Origin of the sequence: Blochmannia endosymbiont of Camponotus sp. (assembly GCF_023586085.1) — a bacterium.
Lineage (GTDB): Bacteria > Pseudomonadota > Gammaproteobacteria > Enterobacterales > Enterobacteriaceae > Blochmanniella.
The window spans coordinates 371,923-391,431 of the sequence record NZ_CP097757.1; the positions used below are offsets into that span (position 1 = coordinate 371,923).

Here is a 19,509-nt window from a genome sequence, read left to right on the forward strand (position 1 = left end):
TACTTTTACTGTTTAAATATTTTTATAGAAAATATTTATTTTAATCAACATGATTCATAGCCTTGTACATACATTTTATTCAATTTATTCACATCTATTTTAATAGATTGTAAAATAATATAAATTAATCACTGTTATTAGGACGGCTAAATATATATGTATATACAACATATATCTTCAATAAGAATATATATTGTCACGTTATTATTTGTATAATACGCCGTTATTGTAATGAGACATAAATTATTATGATAACACCATTTAAATTACTTACCAAAATTTTTAAAAATAGAAATGAGCGCACACTACATCGTATGAAAAAAGTGGTGGATATTATAAATTGTATGGAAAAAGACATAGAAAAGTTAAATGATAAGCAACTTGCATCTAAAACTAATGAATTTCGTATATCTATTAAGTCAGGTGTAAAATGTGAAGAATTATTACCACAAACATTTGCTGTAGTGCGTGAAGCTATCAAGAGGATATTTAATATACGTCTTTTTGATTCCCAATTATTAGGCGGAATAGTTTTAAACAATCGTTGTATCGCAGAAATGAAAACCGGAGAGGGAAAAACTCTAACCGCTACTTTGCCCGCTTACTTAAACGCATTAAGCGGCAAAGGAGTACATATCGTTACAGTTAATAATTATTTAGCACATAGAGATGCAGTAAATAATAGACCATTATTTGAGTTTTTAGGATTAACTGTTGGAGTTAATTTACCGGAACAATCAGCATCTGTGAAACGTGCTGCGTATGCAGCAGATATTACTTATGGAACAAATAATGAATATGGCTTTGATTATTTGCGTGATAATATGGTTTTTGTTCCAGAAGAACGGGTACAACGAGGATTATATTATGCATTAGTAGATGAAGTAGATTCTATTTTGATTGATGAGGCTCGTACTCCGTTGGTCATTTCTGGTCCATCAGATGATACTTCTTTATTGTATTTAAAAATAAACGAATTAGTCTTTAGTATAATTCAACAAAATACAAAAAATATAAATGATTTACAAAAAGAAGAATATTTCACAGTTGATGAAAAATCTAGACAAGTTATATTAACTGAACAAGGATTAGTACTCATCGAACAATTGTTAACTAAATCTGGTATCATGAGTCAAGGTGAGTCATTATATTCATCAGATAATATTATATTGATGCACCATGTTAATGCAGCGTTTCGTGCACATATTTTATTTACGTGCGAAGTGGATTATCTTGTTAAAAATGGTGAAATACTGATTATCGATGAACATACAGGACGTGTTATGCCTGGTCGTCGATGGTCAGATGGGTTACACCAAGCGATAGAAGCTAAAGAACGAGTAACGGTTCAAAATGAGAATCAAACACTAGCTTCAATTACATTTCAAAATTATTTTCGTTTATATGAAAAGTTATCTGGTATGACTGGGACTGCTCATACTGAAGCATTTGAATTTCAATCTATCTATAAATTAGATACTATTATTATACCGACTAATCGTCCTATGATTCGTAACGATTTACCAGATGTAATTTATATGACGGAACACGAAAAAATTAATGCTATTATTAATGATGTTAAAGATTGTGTTAAACGTAACCAGCCAGTTTTAGTAGGAACCATATCGATTGATAAATCTGAAATTATTTCTCGTGCTTTAAAGCAAGCTGGAATTATTCATAAAGTTTTAAATGCTAAATTTCATTCCGCAGAAGCAGATATTATAGCTCAAGCAGGATACCCTGGCGCAGTAACTATTGCTACAAATATGGCTGGCCGTGGAACTGACATTATGTTAGGAGGAAATTACCGCGCAGAAATTGCTGCATTAAATACAACAAATGTATGTAAAATTTCAAAAATTAAATCCGCTTGGAAAAAACGTCATGATATAGTATTAAAATCTGGAGGGTTACATGTCATTGGTACTGAACGACATGAATCTCGTCGTATTGATAATCAACTGCGCGGACGATCCGGACGACAAGGAGATATAGGTTCTTCTAGATTTTACTTATCAATGGAAGATTCGTTAATACGAATTTTTGCTTCTGATAGACTAGTAAATATGATGAAAAAATTAGGTATGAAATCTGGAGAAGCAATTGAACATCCATGGATCACTAAAGCTATTGCTCATGCTCAAAAAAAAGTAGAAAATCGCAATTTTGATATTAGAAAACAATTGTTAGAATATGATGATGTAGCCAACGATCAACGTCGAGTTATTTATGAGCAACGCGATAAATTATTAGACATGTCAAATATTGACGACATTATAAGTAATATTCGTTGCGATGTTATCAACAAATTATTTAATATTTATATTCCTTTACAAATCATAGAGGATAAAAGTGATTTAATCAAATTAGAGGAATGTTTGAGAACTGATTTTTATCTAACATTACCTCTTGTAGAATGGATAGATCTAGATCCTTCATTATATGAAGAAAAAGAAAAATTACGTCAGCGTATATTGGACAGTATGATGCAACAATATGAGCACGCTAAGAAAATAATAGGAGTGAATGTTGTACGTTCTTTTGAAAAAGGAGTTATGTTAAGAACATTTGATATCTTATGGAAAGAACACTTATCATCAATGGATTACTTACGTCAAGGAATTCATTTAAGGGGGTATGCACAAAGAGATCCTAAACAAGAATATAAAAGAGAATCATTTGCCATGTTTATTAAAATGCTGGATCATTTAAAATATGAAGTGATAAGCGAAATTAGTAAACTAGTGATGGAATCTTTTAATAAAAAAGAACCTATTTTTTCAGAAAATAACAAATATAATGAGATATACTCCATTAATTCACAAGCAATTAATAGTAAATTATTGTCTATAAATTATTTTTTAAATATGAATATACCAATTAACAATAAAGTGATAGGTCGTAATGATTCTTGTCCTTGTGGATCTAATAAGAAATTTAAAGAATGTCATGGAAAAATTACGTGTAAATATCATTAATATAAATAAACTATTTGAAATTATTTTAAGTTAATTACCGCAACAGACAATGAAGTTCGATGTTTTATCTAAAAATAAAAGGTAATATTTATAAATTATAAATAATGAATGTTCATAATTATATATAAAATATAAAATAATTGCTTTATCTTTAATTTGTTTCTATCAAGTTAGATAAATTAATATTTTTAGATATTCACGATTTTTATCGTCGTGTCATGATGCTAATTAATCTGAGATTATTTATTTTTGAATTTTAATAATGGGTGGTTTTATTGTTTATGTGTATGCAGTGCAGGTATGAAAATAATTATAAAGTTTATAAAAGCAATTAATGCAAATTTTTTATTATAATAGTAAAATTTGCTATACCGTAATATAATGAACAAAACATAATTTTGAAATTTTTATTAATAAAAATAGTAGTTTTAGTGATTATTTTTTTTTATATTCATATAATATTCATGTAAGATTGAGATATCTGCAGAGATTTTATCTGAATTATTGTTGTTTTCAATAATATCATCGGCAAATTCGAGTCTGCGTTGACGAGATACTTGCGAAAATAAAATATTCTTAGCGTATTGTTGACTAATCTTGTCTCTGTTAATGATCCGGTTTAATTGAATATCGGCACGAACATCTACTACTAATATTCGATCAGCAAATTTTTGTAAGTTATTTTCTATTAATAATGGGACGACCCATAATACATAATACGATCTATTAAGTAATAGATTTATAGTTTTTTGAGTTTCTTTTCTGATAATTGGATATAATAATTTTTCAAGCCATACTTTATCTTTAAGATTAAAAAAAATTATTTTTTTTAACATGGATCTATTTAATGAACCGTTGGGAAATAACACACCTGATCCAAAATATTTAGTTATCATATGTAAAGCAATACTTCCAGGTTGTGTGACTTTTCTAGCAATAAAATCCGAATCTATTACAGCTACTTTTTCTGATAAATCAGAAAATTTTTTAGCAACAACACTTTTACCAGAACAAATCCCCCCGGTCAACGCAATAATATAAGACATAACGTATTTTTCATTAAATTAAAATTTTGTTTCTATAAAAGTATACTTTTTAAAAATTATTATCATAATTTTCTTGTGCAAATATCTAATGTATTATATACAATTTTTTAAACAGTTGTATATACTTATTGCTGCCATCATAAGCAACAATAAGTATATACAAACCAATTATAATATTTTATTAAAATATTATAATTGGTTTGTATATATGTTGATGTGATTCTATAATCATGCGTGCGTTTTAAAAGTAATGAAGTGTCATAATAAGACAAAAAGATCATTTAATAAAGTCTATTATATTTTATTAAATGAAATATTATTTCATTTAATTTTTTTATTCGTTATATGTTTGTAATATTAGTAAATGTTATTTAAATAATTAAATTTTATAGCATATTGATGTGAGTGTATTTATATATAAAATCAGGAGTAAATATATGCCGATAAAGTCATCAAACCATAGTAACAAGCATTCTTCTTTAAATGTATTAATAATTGCTGGGGTGACACCATACCAACGCAGGCCTAATGAAGAATATATGAGTTATAATCAATTATTACATTTTAAACGTATTCTTGAAACGTGGAGAAATCAACTTAAATATGATTTAGGGCATGCTACATTATGCGTACAAAATCAAGAATCTGTCAATTTTCCAGATCCAGTAGATAGAGCTGCACAAGAAGAAGAGTTTAATATTAAATTACGTAATCGAGATAGAGAACGTAAACTTATTAAAAAAATTGAAAAAACTTTAAAAAAAATAGATACAAATGAATTTGGATTTTGTGCCTCATGTGATGTAGAAATCGGAATTCGAAGATTGGAAGCTCGACCAACAGCTGATTTATGTATTGATTGCAAAACTTTAGAAGAAATTAAAGAGAAACAAATGACTGGATAAATTATCATAGTAACAATCAATCTTTATTAGTATCATATTATTACATGAAGATATCATTAGAAATTAATTTTTTAATGATTAATATATAATTTTATTATAATAATTAATTCAATAAATATTTTTGATTGTATTTTACATACAGAAATGTATTTATATAAAAATTTTATGTAATATTTGAATATTGATGATATTTAAATTTTTTATAAAAATAAAAAGATTGACGATTTTATAGTCAATCAGGATATATAATTAAATGGAACGTGTCTGGATAGGATTAGGCAGCAATATGTCAAATCCCAAAAAACAAGCTGATGAAGCTGTGTGGTCTCTTTCTAAACTCCCAATGACTAAACTTATAGCTTTTTCATCTTATTATCGTAGTCGACCATTAGGGCAGAAAAATCAGCCTGATTTTCTGAATGCAATAATAATATTAGATACCAATCTTTCCCCTAAATCATTGTTAAGTCACATTCAATATATTGAAAAAAAACAAGGTCGTGTCCGACTACAAAATTCTCTTTTATGGCAGTCACGCACGTTAGATTTAGATATTTTATTATTTGGAAAGCATAATATATATACCTCTGAATTAACAATACCGCATTATGATATATGTAATCGAGAATTTATAATTTATCCATTAATTGAATTAGATAATTATTTAATTTTTCCTAATGGAAAAATTATAACAGATATTGCTAAAACTGTTCCTAAAAATAGTTTAGATTTTTGGAAAAAATAAAATTTTTAGATTATTGTTATCTGCAATAACTTTATAGTATAGAGGATTACTATGTGTTCTAAAAAATAAATTGCACGTACATATATAACTATTGTCTACAGTAAAATTAAAAATATTGATGTATATTTGATTATTTATTTAATATTATAAATATATTGGCCTAAACCATCAAAAAATTTTGTCTATAATAAATTCTCTATTATTTTATTTTTTATTATCTTAATTAAAATTATATACCAAAATTATTCTGTTGTATTTAATAATTATTTAATAGTTGTTATAATTTGTAACGATTTCTACAAATGAAATAAATTTCAGATACTGTTGTTCTCAAAAAAATTAATAAAGATTTGTAATTAAAGATGCAAACAATGAATTAATATTATTAATAACACGGATTCATCACATCTATATAGAAATATTTACACATTTCTATATAGATGTGATGACATATTTTTTATTTATTAAGATATTTATTTTTATTGTAACAAATATAATGGTATATCCCGATATATATAAAACAAGGGGTATTATTAATTTATGCAGTAAATATCTTTCCTAAATATTTTATTTATAACTATAAAATAGATCTTAAATATAGTTAATATTTATATTGCATTGAAAATACATTTAATTATTCTAAATTAGATGGAGTGACTAAAACATATATGAAATTTAGATCTGTAAAATTCTTTAATTTATTTCTCCCATAATAGGAGATTGGCAGTATTTTTGGCGTTTTTGTTATTATTAAAAGTTTTTTATGTATATACAAAACAATTTTTTTAGATTAATTTTTTAATTACATACTTATAATCACATCACCGGGCTTTATATTAGAATATAAATTCTTATTTTTATTGTTTAAAATATTTAATTTTTAATTCTAATTAATTAATAGTCACAAATTAATCATATCCTAAATAATTAATGATACATTTTAATATAAATACACTTAACATTAATAACGACTGTAATTATGTATTAGTATATATACTACTAGCCTTATACACTTCGCAAATCAACATAAACTATAAAATCAATGTATAGCATTATCTTGTAAATTAATTTATTAAAAGTTTTATAGCTATATAAAATTTATTGTTTTCGTATTTTTATATTAGGCAAATCAGTAACCGATCCATCATAAATAGATGCTGCTAATGCAATTGATTCATACAAAGTTGGATGAGCATGAATAGTTAAAATAATATCTTCCGCATCACATCCCATTTCAATAGCTAACGCAACCTCCCCCAATATTTCACTAGCGTGCGTACCTAAAATCGATCCTCCAATAATTCTGTTTGTTTTTTTATCAAAAATCAATTTAGTCATACCTTCTTTGCAATCTTCAGTAATTGCTCGGCCTGACGCTATCCAAGGAAAAATAGTGACTTTATAATCTATATTTTTTGCTCGAGCATCTTTTTCAGTATAACCAACCCATGCTATTTCTGGATCAGTATATATAATAGACGGAATTATTATTGGATCAAAATAACGTTTCTTACCAGCAATAACTTCTGCTGCTACACGTCCTTCATGAATACTTTTGTGCGCTAACATTGGATGTCCGATAATATCGCCAATAGCAAAAATATGTTTTATATTAGTACGCATTTGTTGATCTACAGGAATAAAACCATATTTATCTACATTTACCCCTGCGTTTTCAATGTGCAATGTATTGCCATTTGGAGCACGCCCAACTGCTACTAACAATACATCATAACGTTTAACATTTTTTAATGAAGTTTGGTTATCTTCCATAGTAACATAAATACCATCTTTTTTAGCTTCTATTATTTTTACTGTAGTATTTAAAATCAAATTAATATTCTTGCTTATTATTTTAGAAAAAAGATTCATAATATCTTCATCCAAAATCGGTACAATTTGATTGTATACTTCTACTATATCAATTTCTGATCCAAACGCATGATATATTGTTGCCATTTCTAATCCTATAGCCCCAGAACCTATGATTAGTAAACGCTTAGGTATTGATTTTAAAGATAAAGCATCAGTTGAGTTCCAAATACGATTATCATTAGGAACAAATGGCAAGGATATAGCATGAGACCCTGCTGCTATAATAGCATAATTAAATGTTATTTCTAAAGTTATTTGATTGTTTTCAACTTGAATAGTATTCTTGTCAAGAAATTTACCAATTCCATTAATTACTTTGACATTTCGTGCTTTTGCCATAGCACTTAAGTTGCTTGATAGCTGAGTGATGATTTTATTTTTCCAAGAACGTGTTTTTTCAATGTCAATATCTGTTTCTGCTGACGCAAGAATACCATATTTATCTAAATGTTTTTTTGTTTCAATTAACTTAGCAATATGTAACAACGTTTTAGAAGGAATACAACCAACATTAAGACAGACTCCGCCTAAAATGGGGTAACGTTCTACTATAGTAGTATCCATTCCTAAATCAGCGCTGCGAAAAGCCGCAGAATAACCTCCTGGCCCTGCGCCCAAAACAAGAGTTTGAGTTTTTAGTTGCATATGCATAGATCTCTTCTTTTACCCCTCAGATTTTAATTAAAATTATAAACTAGTATATCTAATTTAATTAGATATACATTTATTTATTATGTTAATTTATATCTGACAATAATATATACGCTCACATTTTTATGTGACAATATTGTCGTAATTTATATCATCATCAATTTACATAGATAATAATCGAATATCAGAAATTATTCTATTAATAAGTGTTATAAATCGAGCACTATCTGCGCCATTAATAACACGATGATCATATGATAATGATAAGGGCAAAATTAAACGTGGAATGAACTTTTTACCACCCCAAACTGGTTTTATAAAAGATTTAGACATACCTAAAATAGCTACTTCTGGAACATTAATAATAGGAGTAAAAGTTGTACCTCCTATACCTCCTAAGTTAGATATAGTAAAACTTCCTCCCTGCATATCAGCAGGAATCAATTGATTTTCAGAACGCGCTCTCCTTGAGAGTTCTGCTAACTCTTGTGATAATGAAATAATACCTTTTTTATTTACATCACGCAAAACAGGTACTAACAATCCTTTAGAAGTATCTACTGCTATACCAATATGAATATATTTTTTTAAAATTAGCGACTGATTGTCTTGAGATAAAGAACTATTAAATTGTGGTAATTCCTCCAATGCTTTTGAAACTGCTTTCATAACAAAAACTAGCAGTGTAATTTTACAATTTATTTTTTTCTTTTCAATTTCAAGATTTTGTTGCTTTCGAAAATTCTCTAAATCAGTAATATCAACTTCATCGAATTGTGTTACATGAGGAACCGTTATCCAATTTCTTTGTAAATTTGCACCAGAAATTTTCTGTATTTTACTTAATGCTACAGTTAACGTATTGCCAAATTTATTGAAATCTATTTTTGGCCAAGATGGTATAGATAATAATTGATTAGATTGCATAGATGGTATACAGTTTATATGATGCACTGATATATTGTTCATATAATCTTGAATATCTTCCTTTAAGATACGTCCTTTACGGCCACTACCCTTTATTTTTGATAAATCTATGCCGCACATACGAGCTATATGACGTACTAATGGAGTAGCATGTATTGTGATATTGAATTTAGAACAGATACTTCGATTTGTCGTATTACTGTGTATAACTCTTTTTTTTGTATCATTAGTTTCTGAAAAACAAGAAGAAGAGCTAATATTTTTTTGATCATTAAAAGACGATGCATTAGTATCATTTTGTGTATCAAGTAATAAAATTAAAGATCCTGTATGTACTTTATCTCCAACACGGGTATGAATTATAGTAACAATACCAGAACAAGGAGCTGGTATTTCCATAGAAGATTTGTCGCTTTCTATTATAATAAGGGGTTGGTTAATATTAATTTTGTCTCCAATTTTGACCATTACTTCTGTAACTTCTAATTTATCATCACCAATATTTGGTACACTAACTTCAACTGCCGTCATGCTACCTCCTATATTAGACGTGGATTAATTTTATCAGGATCAATATCAAATATTTTGATAGCATTTAAAACAACGTTGGCATGAATACGACCGTTTTTTACTAATTGGGCTAATGCGGCTGTAACTACATAACCTGTATCTACTTCAAAATGATGTCTTAAATTTTCTCGACTATCAGAACGACCGAACCCATCTGTACCTAAAACAAAAAAATGATTACTTGGAACAAAACATCGAATTTGTTCTGCAAATAACTTCATATAATCAGTAGCTGCTATAGTAGGAAAATCATTTAACACGGTAGTAATATATGGTATTTTGGGTATAGCCATGGGATGCAACATATTCCAGCGTTCACAATCTTGTCCATCTCGCGCTAATTCAGTAAAAGAAGTAACGCTGTATACATCAGAGCTTACATTATATTCTTGAGACAAAATTTGAGCTGCTTCACGAACAAGACGTAAGATAGCACCAGATCCCATTAATTGAATTTTTCCATTTTCTCCAGATAAGGATTCTAATTTATAAATTCCTTTTCGAATACCTTCTTCAACCCCTGTTGGCATTGCTGGCATATGATATTTTTCATTTAATGTAGTGATATAATAATATATATTTTCTGGATTATTTCCATACATGCGCGTCAAACCATCTTGTATGATCACAGCAATTTCGTACGCATATGCTGGATCATAAGAAATACAATTAGGAATTGTTAATGACTGAATATGACTATGGCCGTCAGCATGCTGTAGTCCTTCGCCGTTTAAGGTAGTACGACCAGATGTGCCCCCAATTAAAAATCCTCGCGCTTGTTGATCAGCAGCGGCCCAGAAAAAATCTCCAATTCTTTGAAAACCAAACATTGAATAATAAATATAAAATGGCACCATAGGAAAATCATTAGTACTATATGAAGTAGCAGCAGCTAACCAAGAGGCTGCCGCACCCAATTCGTTAATACCCTCTTGTAAAATTTGCCCTTGTTTATCTTCACGATAGTAAGCAAGTACATCATGGTCTTGAGGGGTATATTGTTGCCCCATAGAACTATAAATACCGATTTGGCGAAATAATCCTTCCATCCCAAAGGTTCGAGCCTCATCAGCAATAATAGGTACTAACCTATGTTTAATTGGTGTATATTGTAATAGTATATTGAAAACACGCACAAATGCAAGAGTGGTAGAAATATCTCTGTTTTGTTGTGTTAATAAAGGGTAAAAATGTTTTAATGTCGGCAGTTCTAATGAATAAGTAGAATGTTGTAATCTGTTTGGAACATATCCAAATAATTTTTTGCGTTGTTCATGTAAGTATATGTATTCCTTAGAGCCCTCTTTAAATGTTAAATAAGGCAAAGATTCAATTTGATCATCTTTGATAAAATTAAGGTTAAATTTATCTCTAAAATGACGTATTCCTTTTATATTAATTTTTTTAATTTGATGTGCAATATTCATTCCTTCAGCACTGGAACCCATTCCATAACCTTTAATAGTATGCGCTAATATTACGACAGGTTTTCCAAAGCTATTCTTAGCTTTTTCTAAAGCAGCAAATACTTTTTTAGGATCATGCCCACCGCGATCTAATGCCCAAATTTCAGAATCACTCATATCATTTACCAATGCATTAGTTTCCGGATATCTACCAAAAAAATGTTTACGTACATATGCACCATCTTTGGATTTAAATGTTTGATAGTCTCCATCAACAGTTTCATTCATAAGTTTAATGAGCTTACCACTAGTATCCTTATGTAATAAAGTATCCCATTTACTTCCCCAAATAACTTTAATTACCTCCCAACCTGATCCTTTAAATATATTTTCTAAATCATTGATAATTTTTCCATTTCCTACTACTGGACCATCTAATCGCTGTAAATTGCAATTAATAATAAAAATCAAATTATCTAATTTTTCTCTAGCGGCAATATTAAGAACTCCTTTAGATTCAGGCTCATCCATTTCTCCATCCCCTAAAAAAGCATATACTGTTTGTAAAGTAGTATCTTTTAAATTTCTATTTTTTAAGTATTTTAAGAATTTTGCTTGATAGATTGCGCTAATTGGAGCAAGACCCATAGAGACTGTAGGAAATTGCCAAAATTCTGGCATTAATTTTGGATGGGGATACGAAGGAAGCCCCAGGTTTTTTACTTCTTGACGAAAATTATTTATTTGATCCTCATGTAATCGTCCTTCAAGAAAAGCACGAGCATATATCCCAGGTGAAATATGACCTTGAAAATATACTAAATCACCCCCATCATGCTTATTACGCCCACGAAAAAAATGATTAAAACACACTTCGTACAATGTAGCTGAAGATTGAAACGAGGCAATATGCCCCCCTAAATCTAAGTTTTTTTTTGATGCATGCAATACCATCATAATAGCATTCCAACGAATAACAGCGCATATATGTTGTTCTATTTCTAAATTTCCAGGATATTTTGGCTCATCTTGAACTGGAATAGTGTTTATATAATCATTTGTTATTATTTCATTACTAGAAGTAATAACACCATTGCTACGGGCTGCATGTACAATTTGATTTATTAAAAACTGAGCTCGTTTAACACCTTCTTTTTGAATAACTGAAGAAATAGATTGTAACCAATCTTGTGTTTCTATTGGATCCACATCATTAGATAAACATTCTAACATTATAGCGTTTCCTTAATGTGTTGAAATATGTGTATATTGCTTATGTTAATAATTATAAATATTTTACATGATATAAATATAAATTATTTATATACGATTATGTTCATGATGAACAAAATTATTTTTAAAATATATTAATTTCATTGTTGTAAAAATAAAATTTTTGGCACAAACCGATAATTCAGTAACTCAGGTGATTACAGAATATCTTAGCAATATTCTGTAATCACCTCATTAAGAGCAACAAATAATAAATCAGATAAGTAACTATAATATATAAAATATTATTTATTGCTTTTTTAGTACTAATTCTTATAATATATCATTTATTTCAATAATTATGATAAGATCTATAATAGATTTATTTTTATACTAATTCTCAGAATTATGTGCATATTTTGTATATGAAAAAATAATGTTTTTATTAGATAATTTTATGACTATTTCATCATAAAATTAAATTATATTTCATATTTTTTATAATGATAAACTAAAATAAATATTAATTTTTCATCTTATTATTTGTTAATCGTAATATAATTTATATATCAAAGCAATTTGTTGTTTATGAAATTTATATATAACAAAAGATTGATTTAATACTTAAATATTTTCTAATGCTAAATTAGATTTTACAAAATTATTATATTTATATTGATGTTTAATTTTTACATAATGTCAAATTAACAATAAGAGAATGGATCTACTTTCATATCATGAATTTGTATTATTTAAAACTATATAATTATTATATAATATTTTTTATTTAGTATTTGACTGTACTCAAATTATTATTATAAGTACAGCATATATTCAATAATATAGAAAATAAATTAAAATATAAGTATAAATATTTTTAAATTTTATATGTAAAACTGAATATTTATATATAGAAAAAATATGGATTGAAATTATTTTCAATATTAACCAAAATGTGGATATGTAAAGTCATAAGTTTCTTATGAATATAAGAAATAATCCAAAAATATATTTATATTAGTATATTTACATTACACATAAATTGTGTATTTATGTATATAAAACTTCATCAGGTTTATAATTATGAAAAATTTATAATTCTAAACACTAAATTTACTTAATAATTAAGGTGAGTTAATTGTATAAATCTATATAAAATTTAATTATTTAAATAAATAGTATATTAAAAATAGTAACTTTACATGTAACTATAATAAAAATATTTAAATATTTTTCCAAAAATTAAATATAAACATAAATAACTTTCATATTTTTATGATAATTTACTTTATTTTATTTTTTAATAAAAAATATTATTTAATTATATTACATATAAAATCTAATCTAATATCCAATTTAATCGAAATATTTGAATTAATGTTTAAATTTCATTCATCCCTAACACATGTATCAGATCTATTTTAGTTTATTAAAGATATTTATCTATATATTTTATTCCATAGAAATATAAAAACAATTATATTATTTAAAAATTATTTAATATTTTTGATTAAAAGCTTTTCACCATACAAAATACACGGAGTATATTTACATTTAAAAAAATTAATTGATGATTATACTAGGACATAAATAATATTTATATATTAAATTTATAAATACTACATAGTTTCAATTTATTGCAGTATAAATACAATTATCATTATATCTGTTTTAGTATATTTAAATCTTATTGAAACTGATTTAATTAAAATTATTTATAATTTATCAGAGATGTATCTATGTACAAAAATATAATTTTAAAAATTATTGTATAAATATAAATTAAAATTATAACAATATTATTATTATTTGGATTTTTAAAACATTCAAGAATTAATTATTATTTCATATAACCTGTTTATAGTTATCATGTTACGTTCCATATGGCTATTTCTATTCATTAATTACTAAAAATTAATAATCAAATACACAAATTTTTATTTAAAAGATATGTAAATTACTGTAAATTAATTATATTATTTTAAATGCTGTTACTTAAACATAGTAGTATATATAAATATTATATGATGATTATCATATATAATAACAAAGAAGTATCAAAACGATCATTGATGATTAATTTACCTGAGTATCATAATGTGTATTAAGAACTACAATTTTTATGGATCAATTACCATATAAGTGTCATTTAATCATTGTGCAACGAACTTTACATTTTTTATACATCATAATATGCATTTGTGTGATTATTATCATCCTGATTGCAGGATATGGAACATTTTTAGATAAGACAATTCAAAGTCGGATTAACGGAAAAGTCTGGAAATTACCTACTGTTATTTATAGTCGTATGATCAATGTAGAACCCAATATGTCATACAATAAAAATGATATAATTCATTTGTTGGAATCACTACAATACCGTCAAGTATCTAAAATTACTCATTCAGGCGAATTTGTCGTACATAATAATGAAATTGAGTTATTTCGCAGACCTTTTAACTTTCCAAGCGGAGAAGAAAGAGAAATACATGCATCCTTTTTTTTTAATCAAGAAAAATTATTACGCATTTATAATCAAGACACAAAAAATAATTTTGGATTATTTAGGCTTGATCCCAAAATCATCTCTATTATATATGCCCCTAATGGACAACAAAGATTACTTTTGCCGAGATCTGAATTTCCAGACATATTAATAGATATGTTATTGGCCATTGAAGATCGTTATTTTTATCGGCATGATGGCATCAAAATATCTTCTATTGGTCGCGCTTTTTTAGCCAATATTACTTCTGGGCGCACTGTACAAGGAGGGAGTACTTTAACCCAACAACTAGTAAAAAATTTATTTTTGAATAATACCCGATCATTATGGCGTAAATTTAACGAAGCCTATATGGCTTTAATTGTTGATCATCGGTATAGCAAAGACCACATTCTTGAATTATACTTAAATGAAATATATTTTGGTCAAAATAGAAATGATCAGATTCGTGGATTTCCTTTAGCCAGTTTTTATTATTTTGGTAGACCAGTAAATGAATTAAGTCTGGATCAACAAGCAATGTTAGTTGGAATGATAAAAGGGGCATCTTTATATAATCCTTGGAAAAATCCACAGACAACATTAGAACGCCGCAATTTAATACTAAAATTATTGGCACATAGAAATATTATTGACGAAAAGTTATATACTATTCTTATCGCGCGTCCCCTAGGAATACAATCAAAAGATGAAGTATTAATATTACGTCCTGCTTTTACACAAATGGTAGACGAAGAAATACAAAATATTGATCAAATTAACGATTTTTCTGGAATAAAGATATTTACGACATTAGATCCTATTTCTCAAAAATCAGCAGAAAAAGCAATGGAATCAGGTATCCATAATCTAAGATGTTTTTACAAGATAAAAGATTTAGAAGGAGCCATAGTTGTAGTAGATCGATTTAGTGGGGAGATACGTGCCATGGTAGGCGGATCTGAACCACATTTTTATGGATTTAATCGCGCCATGTATGCTCGTCGTTCTATTGGTTCATTAGCAAAACCAGCAACTTATTTAGCAGCGTTGAGTAATCCTAATAAATATCATCTTAATACATGGATTGCTGATGAACCTATTACTTTAAAACAACCAAATGGAGTAATTTGGTCCCCTAAGAATTATGATCGAAAATTTAGGGGAAAAGTTACTCTTATTGATGCATTTATTAAATCTCTCAATATACCTACCGTCAATTTAGGAATGACAATAGGATTAGACGCTGTTTCTGATATTTTAATAAAATTGGGTATTTCACCTGATTTTATTTCTCCTTTCCCATCTATCCTTTTAGGATCTATCAGTTTAACACCTATAGAAGTTGCACAAGAATTTCAAACCATTGCTAATGGTGGCCAATATTCTTCCTTATCGTCTGTTCGTTATGTTATGAATGAAGAAAATACGATATTGTATCAATATTTTCCTAAAACAGAACGTGTTATTTTTCCTCAAGCAGCTTATTTAATATTATATGCAATGCAACAAGTAGTAGCGCAAGGAACTTCTTATGTGTTATCTGTAAAATTTCCTTATTCACAGTTAGCAGCTAAAACTGGCACTACTAATGATCTTCGCGATAGTTGGTTTGTTGGAATTGATGGAAAGGAAGTAACTGTAATTTGGATAGGACGAGACAACAACGGAGAGACTAAATTAACAGGAACAAATGGAGCACTAACTCTATATAGTCTTTATTTAGAACACCAAAAACCTACCCCTTTATGCTTAATACAGCCTAATGGTATTAAAAACGTGCCTGTAGATAATTGTGGTAATTTTATCTTACATGATAGTAAAAACACCTGCTATCAGGTATTACCAGTATGGATAACCGATCAGAAATTATCATATCGATCACCTAATCAAACAAACATAATTTCATACGATTCCGAAATCAATAAATAACACTATCAAAAATTGAGCTATTCATAATGTAATCGAATAAATTAAATAATTTTATTCATGAATAAAACATTACTTATTGTTTATTCTATATTAGTATTAACATACCAATAGTAACTTAATTATGTAAATTTTAATTTAAATAATTTTTCTGCTATATTTCGAATATATACTGTTAATTTAAATGTTTTCAATAAAAATAAAACAAAAATTTTATACATTTGATTAACTTGCTACTAAAAAATTTATTATAGCATTATGTATGGTACAAAAGGCTGATAATTATGAACGATAATGCAACGTTTCCTATACAATTAACTGATTTTGCAGCTAAAAAAGTAAGGCTTTTAATTAAAAATAAAACAACGAATAATTCAAATTTAAAATTACGCGTGTATATTGTAGGAGGAGGTTGTAGTGGATTTCAATACGGCTTTACTTTAGATGAAAAAAAGTTTAGTGATGATTATATTATAAAAAACAATGGTGTTACTTTAATAATAGATCCTATAAGCTTGCAATATTTATTTGGAGGTACTATAGACTATTATGAAGGACTAGAAGGATCCCGATTTGTTGTAATTAATCCAAACGCTAAGACTACTTGCAGCTGTGGCTCATCCTTTAGTATATGAAATTAATGACATAAGTAAACAATATATTTTATAAATGATAAAAATAGGATGTTTTCTATAAAAATTGTTGTGCAATACTAATTACAGTAATTATATTATGTATATATCATGTTTTGTATGGGGTAAGTTCTAAGTAATATAAAAGTCAATGCTATAGTATATAGTACAACTATATAACATTATTATATTATTAAAATAAATATATACAAGCATTGTGCTGATAATATTGGTAGATGATTTACAATGAAATATCGATCAATATTTAATCATTCACTATTACAATTCGAATAATATTCGAGAATAATTATAATTTGTATTTCAGAAATACATATAAATATCTCAAAAAATAATATTTAACTAAATAATCCACTATAATTTATAATAAAATCTAAATCATAGAAATTACATATATAATTTGGGTTAATATGTGAAAATTAATTATATTTTTGTCACTGGAGGAGTGGTATCATCTTTAGGTAAAGGTATTGCGACAGCGTCGTTAGCTGCGGTTTTAGAGGCACGTGGCCTTCGTGTAACTATAATGAAATTAGATCCTTACATTAATGTAGATCCTGGCACGATTAGTCCTGTGCAACATGGCGAAGTATTTATTACTGAAGATGGGGCAGAGACTGATTTAGATTTAGGACATTATGAGCGATTTATCCGTACTAAAATGAGACATCATAATAATTTTACTGCCGGTAAAATTTATGCTGACGTTTTGCGAAAAGAACGTCGTGGTGATTACCTAGGAGCTACTATACAGATTATTCCTCATGTTACTGATACCATAAAAAAATGGATTATAGCAGGTGCTTCTGGTTACGATGTGTTATTGGTAGAAATAGGGGGAACAGTAGGTGATATTGAATCATTACCCTTTTTAGAAGCTATTAGGCAAATGGTAATAGAAGTAAATAAAGAAAAAATTTTATATATACATCTAACATTAGTACCTTTTATTACAGCATCTGGAGAACTAAAAACGAAGCCTACGCAACATTCAGTAAAAGAATTGCTTTCTATAGGTATTCAACCTGATATTCTAATTTGTAGATCTGATAGAGTAATCAGAAACAGCGAACGAAAAAAAATTTCTTTGTTTTGTAATGTACCTAAACAAGCAATCATTTCTCTTCAAGATGTAGATTCAATTTATAAAATACCTGCTTTACTAAAATCACAAGGATTAGATGATTATATTTGTAAACGTTTTAATTTAAGTTGTCCTGCAGCAAATCTATCAGATTGGGAAGAAGTAATTTATTATCAAGAACATCCAATAGGAGAAGTTACTGTCGGAATAGTAGGTAAATACATTGAATTAGTAGATGCTTACAAGTCAATCACAGAAGCATTAACACACGCTGGAATAAAAAATCGTTTTATTGTTAATATTCGTCTTATTAACTCCCAGGAGGTAGAAAGGTTAGGTATAGAAAAAACCCTGAAAGGATTAGATGCCATTCTAGTTCCGGGAGGATTCGGTTATCGTGGAGTTGAAGGAAAAATTTTATCCGTACAACATGCTAGAGAAAATAATATCCCATACTTCGGAATTTGTTTAGGTATGCAAGTAGCATTAATTGAATTTGCCCGACATGTTGCTGGAATGCCGGACGCTAACTCTACAGAATTTATAACTAATTGTAAATATCCAGTAATAGCCTTAATAAGCGAATGCAAAGATGAAAATGGTACTACGATGACGTATAATACTAGTTTAGGTGGTACTATGCGTTTAGGCAATCAAGTCTGTTACTTAATTAAAGGAAGTTTAACATATCAAATATATGGAAAAAGCACTATATTAGAACGTCATAGACATCGTTATGAAGTAAATAATATGTTTTTAAAAAATATAAAACACGCTGGATTAACTTGTGTTGGATTTTCTGAAAATAATCATTTGGTAGAAGTAATTGAATATTCAAAACATCCATGGTTTATAGGTAGTCAATTTCATCCTGAATTCAATTCTACACCTCGTGAAGGACACCCATTATTTATAGATTTTATAAGAGCTGCAATAGAATATCAACATCGTCATAATAAATTAATTTAGTGTGTATGAATCAATGTTTATGGTACTATATTTCTAGTTTGTAATTAAAAAATATAAATTAATTTATGAAG

At 27.6% G+C, this 19,509-nt stretch carries 10 protein-coding genes; 6 read left to right on the forward strand and 4 right to left on the reverse strand.

Annotated features, from left to right (window positions below; genetic code table 11):
* Positions 1 to 248 precede the first annotated feature (248 nt).
* Positions 249 to 2,981: a preprotein translocase subunit SecA gene (gene secA / locus M9400_RS01520; protein WP_250232663.1), complete on the forward strand. Its 2,733-nt coding sequence runs from the start codon at positions 249 to 251 to the stop codon at positions 2,979 to 2,981.
* 428 nt (positions 2,982 to 3,409) lie between these two features.
* Here secA and coaE read toward each other — a convergent pair whose 3' ends face one another.
* A complete protein-coding gene (coaE, locus tag M9400_RS01525) occupies positions 3,410 to 4,027 on the reverse strand; it encodes a dephospho-CoA kinase (protein WP_250232664.1) in 618 nt (205 codons plus the stop codon).
* Positions 4,028 to 4,464: 437 nt separating this feature from the next.
* Between coaE and dksA the strand changes: the two genes are divergently transcribed.
* Both dksA and folK read left to right on the forward strand, forming a co-directional pair.
* Positions 4,465 to 4,932: an RNA polymerase-binding protein DksA gene (gene dksA / locus M9400_RS01530; protein ID WP_250232665.1), complete on the forward strand. Its 468-nt coding sequence runs from the start codon at positions 4,465 to 4,467 to the stop codon at positions 4,930 to 4,932.
* A 253-nt stretch (positions 4,933 to 5,185) separates the two neighbouring features.
* Positions 5,186 to 5,677, forward strand: coding sequence for a 2-amino-4-hydroxy-6-hydroxymethyldihydropteridine diphosphokinase (gene folK, locus M9400_RS01535; protein WP_250232666.1), 492 nt, complete (start codon positions 5,186 to 5,188; stop codon positions 5,675 to 5,677).
* A 1,098-nt stretch (positions 5,678 to 6,775) separates the two neighbouring features.
* On the opposite strand, the gene lpdA is transcribed toward folK, so the two are convergent.
* From lpdA to aceE, 3 genes are all read right to left on the reverse strand, one after another.
* Entirely contained in the window at positions 6,776 to 8,203 is a 1,428-nt protein-coding gene (gene lpdA, locus M9400_RS01540) for a dihydrolipoyl dehydrogenase (protein ID WP_250232667.1), read from the reverse strand.
* Positions 8,204 to 8,365: 162 nt separating this feature from the next.
* Positions 8,366 to 9,661 (reverse strand): dihydrolipoyllysine-residue acetyltransferase, encoded by a 1,296-nt coding sequence (gene aceF / locus M9400_RS01545; protein ID WP_250232668.1) that lies wholly within the window; start codon positions 9,659 to 9,661, stop codon positions 8,366 to 8,368.
* 8 nt (positions 9,662 to 9,669) lie between these two features.
* Positions 9,670 to 12,339 (reverse strand): pyruvate dehydrogenase (acetyl-transferring), homodimeric type, encoded by a 2,670-nt coding sequence (aceE, locus tag M9400_RS01550; protein ID WP_250232669.1) that lies wholly within the window; start codon positions 12,337 to 12,339, stop codon positions 9,670 to 9,672.
* Between the two features lie 2,101 nt (positions 12,340 to 14,440).
* Here aceE and mrcB point away from each other — a divergent pair.
* The 3 genes from mrcB (at position 14,441) to M9400_RS01565 (ending at position 19,438) form a co-directional block, all read left to right on the forward strand.
* Complete coding sequence (mrcB, locus tag M9400_RS01555; RefSeq protein ID WP_250232670.1) at positions 14,441 to 16,738, forward strand: bifunctional glycosyl transferase/transpeptidase; 2,298 nt, start codon at positions 14,441 to 14,443, stop codon at positions 16,736 to 16,738.
* Between the two features lie 281 nt (positions 16,739 to 17,019).
* Positions 17,020 to 17,370 (forward strand): iron-sulfur cluster insertion protein ErpA, encoded by a 351-nt coding sequence (gene erpA / locus M9400_RS01560; RefSeq protein ID WP_250232671.1) that lies wholly within the window; start codon positions 17,020 to 17,022, stop codon positions 17,368 to 17,370.
* A gap of 427 nt (positions 17,371 to 17,797) precedes the next feature.
* Positions 17,798 to 19,438 (forward strand): CTP synthase, encoded by a 1,641-nt coding sequence (locus M9400_RS01565; protein WP_250232672.1) that lies wholly within the window; start codon positions 17,798 to 17,800, stop codon positions 19,436 to 19,438.
* The last annotated feature ends 71 nt before the right edge of the window (positions 19,439 to 19,509 follow it).

Coding starts and splice junctions, on each gene's coding strand:
- aceE (WP_250232669.1), bottom strand. CDS start 12,339: ATGTTAGAATGTTTATCTAATGATGTGGATCCAATAGAAACACAAGAT.
- folK (WP_250232666.1), top strand. CDS start 5,186: ATGGAACGTGTCTGGATAGGATTAGGCAGCAATATGTCAAATCCCAAA.
- secA (WP_250232663.1), top strand. CDS start 249: ATGATAACACCATTTAAATTACTTACCAAAATTTTTAAAAATAGAAAT.
- coaE (WP_250232664.1), bottom strand. CDS start 4,027: ATGTCTTATATTATTGCGTTGACCGGGGGGATTTGTTCTGGTAAAAGT.
- mrcB (WP_250232670.1), top strand. CDS start 14,441: ATGGATCAATTACCATATAAGTGTCATTTAATCATTGTGCAACGAACT.
- erpA (WP_250232671.1), top strand. CDS start 17,020: ATGAACGATAATGCAACGTTTCCTATACAATTAACTGATTTTGCAGCT.
- dksA (WP_250232665.1), top strand. CDS start 4,465: ATGCCGATAAAGTCATCAAACCATAGTAACAAGCATTCTTCTTTAAAT.
- lpdA (WP_250232667.1), bottom strand. CDS start 8,203: ATGCATATGCAACTAAAAACTCAAACTCTTGTTTTGGGCGCAGGGCCA.
- aceF (WP_250232668.1), bottom strand. CDS start 9,661: ATGACGGCAGTTGAAGTTAGTGTACCAAATATTGGTGATGATAAATTA.